The organism is Komagataeibacter kakiaceti JCM 25156, from assembly GCF_000613305.1.
On record NZ_BAIO01000115.1, the window covers coordinates 1 to 6201 of the forward strand.

At 64.3% G+C, this 6201-nt stretch carries 2 protein-coding genes and 2 pseudogenes; all 4 read right to left on the reverse strand.

The genetic code is table 11. The features are described from left to right. Positions 1 to 2084, reverse strand: a 2084-nt coding sequence (gene uvrB, locus JCM25156_RS08215) for an excinuclease ABC subunit UvrB (RefSeq protein ID WP_025812733.1), incomplete at its 3' end; no start/stop codon positions are given. Between the two features lie 78 nt (positions 2085 to 2162). Continuing rightward, positions 2163 to 3544 (reverse strand): annotated as a pseudogene (locus JCM25156_RS22705) (ABC1 kinase family protein); the annotation flags it as partial. After that, positions 3525 to 5374, reverse strand: a pseudogene (locus JCM25156_RS22710) (M3 family oligoendopeptidase). The pseudogenes JCM25156_RS22705 and JCM25156_RS22710, both read right to left, overlap by 20 nt. Before the next feature lie 196 nt (positions 5375 to 5570). Next, positions 5571 to 6201: GltB/FmdC/FwdC-like GXGXG domain-containing protein (locus JCM25156_RS08230; RefSeq protein WP_025812732.1), on the reverse strand; the 631-nt coding region annotated here is incomplete at its 5' end.

Genomic DNA, 6201 nt, shown 5'->3' on the forward strand with positions numbered 1-6201 from the left:
CCCAGATCCAGGGCCTCGAGCCTGCGGATCTCGTCACGCAGGCGGGCGGCGGTCTCGAATTCCAGTTCGGCCGAGGCCTCGCGCATCTTCTTTTCCAGATCCGCGATGGCGGCCTTGTAATCCTTGCCGACCATTTCACGCACGCTGCCATCCGCCGTGGGGGCCACGGTGACGTAATCCTGCTCGAACACCGAGGAAATCACATCCCCGATCTGCTTGCGCACCGATTGCGGGGTAATGCCGTGCTCGGTGTTCCACAGGCTCTGCTTTTCGCGCCTGCGGGCCGTCTCCTCAATGGCGTAGCGCAGGCTGTCGGTCATCCTGTCGGCATAGAGCAGCACGCGGCCATCCACGTTACGCGCCGCGCGCCCGATGGTCTGGATGAGCGAGGTGCGCGAACGCAGGAAACCTTCCTTGTCCGCATCGAGAATGGCGACGAGGGAACATTCGGGAATATCCAGCCCCTCCCGCAGCAGGTTGATGCCGATCAGCACATCGAACGCGCCCAGCCGCAGGTCGCGGATGATCTCGATGCGCTCCAGCGTGTCCACATCCGAATGCAGGTAGCGCACGCGAATCCCCGCCTCGTTCATGTATTCGGTCAGGTCCTCGGCCATGCGCTTGGTCAGGGTTGTGACCAGCACGCGCCCGCCATCGGCAATGGTCTGGCGGCATTCGGCCAGCAGGTCATCGACCTGATGCTCCACGGGGCGGACGATGGTGACAGGATCGATCAGCCCTGTGGGGCGGATGACCTGCTCGGCGAACACGCCGTCCGTGCGCCGCATTTCCCACGGGCCGGGGGTGGCGCTGACGAATACGGTCTGCGGGCGGTAGGAATCCCATTCGGCAAAGGTGAGCGGCCGGTTGTCGAGGCAGGACGGCAGGCGGAAGCCGAATTCCGCCAGCACCGACTTGCGCGCATGGTCCCCGCGCTCCATGCCCCCGATCTGCGGCACGGTCACATGGCTTTCATCCACGATCAGCAGCGCATCCTCGGGCAGGTATTCAAACAGGGTGGGCGGCGGCTCGCCCGGCGCGCGGCCGGACAGGTAGCGTGAATAGTTCTCGATCCCCTTGCACACCCCGGTGGTCTCGATCATTTCCAGGTCGAACGTGGTGCGCTGCCGCAGGCGTTCGGCCTCCAGCAGCTTGCCTTCGGCGGTGAAGGTGGCCAGCATGTCGCGCAGTTCCTGCTTGATGCCACCCATCGCCTGCGTAAGCGTGGGACGCGGCGTGACGTAATGGCTGTTGGCGTAGATGCTGATGGCTTCCAGATCGCCCGTCTTCTCCCCCGTCAGCGGGTCGAATTCGGTAATTTCGTCAATCTCGTCACCAAACAGGGTGATGCGCCATGCCCGGTCCTCGTTCTGGACGGGGAAGACGTCTATCGTCTCGCCCCGCACGCGGAAGGTGCCGCGCTGGAATGCCGCGTCATTGCGGCGGTACTGCAGTTCGACCAGCCCCTTTATCAGCCGGTCGCGGTCGATCTCGCCACCGCTTTCAAGCTTGACCACCATGCGCGAATAGGTCTCGACCGAGCCGATACCGTAAATGCACGAAACCGAGGCCACGATGATGACATCGTTACGCTCCAGCAGCGCCTGCGTGGCGGCATGGCGCATGCGGTCGATCTGTTCGTTTATCTGGCTGTCTTTTTCGATATACGTATCCGACCGGGGCACGTAGGCCTCCGGCTGGTAGTAATCGTAATAACTGACAAAATACTCGACCGCGTTATCGGGAAAGAACTGCTTCATTTCCGCGTAAAGCTGGGCGGCCAGCGTCTTGTTGGGCGCCAGGATCAGGGTGGGCTTCTGCGTGGCCTCGATGATCTTGGCCATGGTGAAGGTCTTGCCCGACCCCGTAACGCCCAGCAGGACCTGATCGCGCTCCCCTTCCCCCACGCCCCGGACCAGTTCGGCAATGGCCGTGGGCTGGTCGCCCGCGGGTTCGTAGGGGGAAGTGACACGGAATGTGTTTGTCTTGGGCTTTGCCGCCTGACGTTCCGGCTGGAACAGGACGGGCCTGTCCGCCGGGTCGATGTCGGTGGTCTTTTTCTTCCTGCGGGGTGCTGTCGCCATGACTAGGGAAAATGGGGACAAACCCGCCCCGGCGCAAGGGCCGCGTTCGGGTGGGACGTCCCCGCGTCCATCAGGCGTGGCGCCAAGCGGCGGGGGAACCCGGGCTTCGCGCAGGGCGGCGGCCTGACGCCGCGCAAGGCCGACTTCATCAAAATCGGCCGCCATTTCCTGAAACAGCCGGTGCCAGTTGACCTTCGCCCCCAGCCGCAGGAACACGCTGCCCAGCCCCACGGCCGAACGGTCAACCAGCACGAATTCGCGCGGCGGCTGCACGCCGCCCGTAGCTTGAGCCCGGCATAGACACGCTCGGCCACGGCGCGGCCATATTGCGGGTCGTTATCTTCCTGAATGAAGCGCTCGCGGTCATCGAGCAGCGGGCCATAGATGAACCGCGCCCATTCATTGAGCACGCGCATCGTATCGCGCGACATGTTGGTAAAGCCCCAGGCCTGATAGGCCTGATAGGCCAGATCCTCGTCATCCGTCTCGATGGCTTTGTGCAGGTCGATGATCCCCTGCACGAAACGGGAGGGGAAAATGCGGATGGCCCCGAAATCCAGCAGGTTGATGCCGTAATCGTCGCGCACGGTGAAGTTGCCCATGTGCGGGTCGCCATGGATGACGCCGTACCGGTACAGCGGCACGTACCATGCCCGGAACAGGGCACGGGCCATGCGGTCGCGCGCCTCCTGCGATGGGTTGGTATCCAGCACCTTCTGGATTCCCCGCCCATTCACCCATTCCATGGTGAGCAGGCGCTGGGTACATAGCGAATCGATGGGGGCAGGCACCGTGACATCGGACTCACCAGCCAGCATGAGGCGGTAGAGCCGCATATTCGCGGCCTCGCGCTGGTAGTCGAGTTCCTCGTACAGCCGGTCCTGCAGTTCATCGAGCACGTCGTCCTGCCGGATGGTGTTATCCAGCCGGTAGAACAGCCCGACCGCCATGCGGAACTGCTTGAGGTCGGATTCCACTGTCGAGCGCATGTCGGGATATTGCAGCTTGCACGCCACCTCCCGCCCGTCGGGCAGGATGGCGCGATGGACCTGGCCCAGACTCGCGGCGGCCGAGGCCTCGCGGCTGAAGGCGCGGAAGTTGCGCTCCCAGTTCGGCCCCAGCTCGGCGGACATGCGGCGGCGCACGAAGTTCCAGCCCATGGCCGGCGCGTTGGCCTGAAGCTGGGCCAGTTCCTTGGCGTATTCCTCAGGCAGCGCGCCGGGAATGGTGGAGAGAAGCTGCGCGCCCTTCATGAGTGGCCCCTTGAGGCCGCCCAGCACGCTTTTCAGGTCTTCCGCATGGACATTCGGGTTGGACCTGAAGCCCATCTTGTGGCCCGCGATCCGCGCGGCGATGCCGCCAACCGTGCCCGACGTACGCACCATGCGGCGGAATTCGCCAAACAGGCCCGTATTGTCGAGATTCCGTTCATCCGCCACGTCAGACACGCTCCAGCTCATCAATAAATCCGGCGATCACGTCCAGCCCCTTCTGCCAGAAGCCCGGATCCGCCGCATCCAGCCCGAAGGGGGCGAGCAGTTCACGGTGCCGCCTGGTCCCGCCGGCCTTCAGCATATCAAGGTACTTGTCCTGAAAACCGGGATGCCCGGACCGGAACACCCCGTATAGCGCGTTTACCAGACAATCACCAAAAGCGTAGGCATAGACATAGAACGGCGAATGGATGAAGTGCGGGATATAGGTCCAGTACGCATCGTAATCCGGCGTGAAACTGAAGGCCGGGCCAAGGCTTTCCACCTGTGTCTGCCGCCAGATTTCGCCAATGCGCGCGGGCAGCAGTTCGCCCCTGCGGCGCTCGTCATGCACCAGTGTCTCGAAACGGTAGAAGGCGATCTGGCGCACCACGGTGTTGAGCATGTCCTCCACCTTGGCCGCGAGCATGAGCCTGCGGCGCGCGGGATCGGCCTGCGCGTCCAGCATGGCGCGAAAGGTCAGCATCTCGCCAAACACACTGGCGGTCTCGGCCAGTGTCAGCGGCGTGTTGGACATGAGATAACCCTGCCTGCCCGCCAGAACCTGATGCACGCCATGGCCCAGTTCATGCGCCAGCGTCATGACATCGCGCGTGCGGCCACGGTAATTGAGCAGGAGGTACGGATGCGCGGACGGCACGGTCGGGTGCGCGAACGCGCCCGACGCCTTGCCGGGCACGGGCGGGGCGTCGATCCACGCATGGTCGAAAAACTGCCGGGCCACCTGCCCCATGCGGGGGTCGAATCCTTCATACGCCGTCATGACCTGCTCGGTCGCCTGCCGCCATGAAATCAGCGGCTCATCCTGCGTGGTCAGCGGGGCGTTGCGGTCCCAGTATTCCAGCTTTTCCAGCCCGAGCCACTTCGCCTTGAGCGCGTAATAGCGGTGGGACAGGCGGGGATAGGCCTCGGTCACGGCCTGCACCAGCGCATCAACCACCTCATCCTCGACCATGTTGGCGCAGTTGCGTGCCGAGGTCGGGCGCGGATAATGGCGCAGCCGTCCACGATCGCCTTATCCTTCGCCAGCGTGTTCGTGATCAGCGAGAACAGCTTCACATTGCGCCCCAGCACATCGCCAATGGCGTGGGCGGCGGCCTCGCGCCGGGTGCGGTCGGGGCTGGACATGACATCCAGCGCGCTGCCCAGCGTGACCTCCTCGCCCCCCAGCCGCACCCGCAGGTCGGCCATCGTCTCGTCAAACAGGCGGTTCCATGCCGCAGCCCCCGTGACCGATTTCTCGTGCAGGACGGCCTCGACCTCATCGGAAAGCTGATAGGGCCGGAAAACCCGCAGGTCGCGCAGGAACGGCTCCCAATGCGCAAGGGCCGCATCCTTCATCTGGGTGGCCAGCACATCATCGGGGATGCGGTTGATTTCCAGCGTGAAGAACAGCAGATGCGTGGAAATGGCCGTCAGCCGTTCATTGATCGACTGCGCGAAACGCCCCACGCCCGAATCCGATGTATTGGCCGCGAACAGAAGCTGGGCATAGGATCCGGCCCGGCCCAGCACCTCGTCAATGCGCTGGTATTCGGCAATGGCCTGCGCCAGTTCATCGCCCTTCAGGCCCGCCAGACGCCCCTGCCACGCGCGGGAGAAGGCCTGCGCGTCCTCATCCGCCTGATCGAGATCGGTGGCCAGAACAGGGGAATCCGGGCTGGCATACAGATCCGACAGATCCCAGCGCGGCAGCCCAGCGAGACCGGGCCCGCCCGAAGTCTGGCCCGCTTCCTCCCGCACGGTGGAGACAGCGGCGGCACCCGCCACGGAAGCCGAAAAATTCGCTTTGGACATTGATCGAGCACCACCCATCAGATCGGGCGGAACCTGCGCATCCACACCGGCCCCGCGATTCTCATTGCCACAAATCTAGTGCGTCATGGCGTGGCGTGCGACCCCACGGGACCAGATTCCGCCCCAAAAACAGACGGAGCCGGACATTGCTGCCCGGCTCCGCCATCATTTATCGGGGTGGGAACTCACGCCCGTATCATGCGCCCTGCGCCAGGGCCGGGGCTTCGAAGCCAATGACACGCGCATATTCCGTCGGCACCACCTGCCAGAAACGCGGCAGGGTCCGATCCCAGTTATGCAGCAGGAGTTCGGCGTAACGGCTGCCGGTCTCGCGCGCATGGGTCTCGACCTGTTCACGCAGCACCGCTTCCCATTTCGGATCCTGCACGCGGCACCACATGACCGTATCGGGGTTCACGCGCTCGGCAAACGTGCCGCTGGCGTCATAGACGAACGCCATGCCGCCGGTGAAGCCCGCGCCGAAATTGTCGCCAATCTCGCCCAGGATCACCACCAGCCCGCCGGTCATGTATTCACACCCGTTCGAGCCACAGCCCTCGACCACGGCAGTCGCGCCCGAGTTGCGCACCGCGAAGCGTTCACCCGCCTGCCCCGCCGCGTACAGCGCGCCAGCGGTCGCGCCATACAGCACCGTGTTGCCGATGATCGCGTTCTCGTTCGAAACCAGGCTGGAGGAAGGCGAGGACCGCACCACGATGGTCGCCCCCGAAAGCCCCTTGCCCACGTAATCGTTCGCATCGCCCAGCACTTCAAGCTTCAGGCCCTGCACCGCGAACGCGCCCAGCGACTGCCCGGCCGAGCCACGG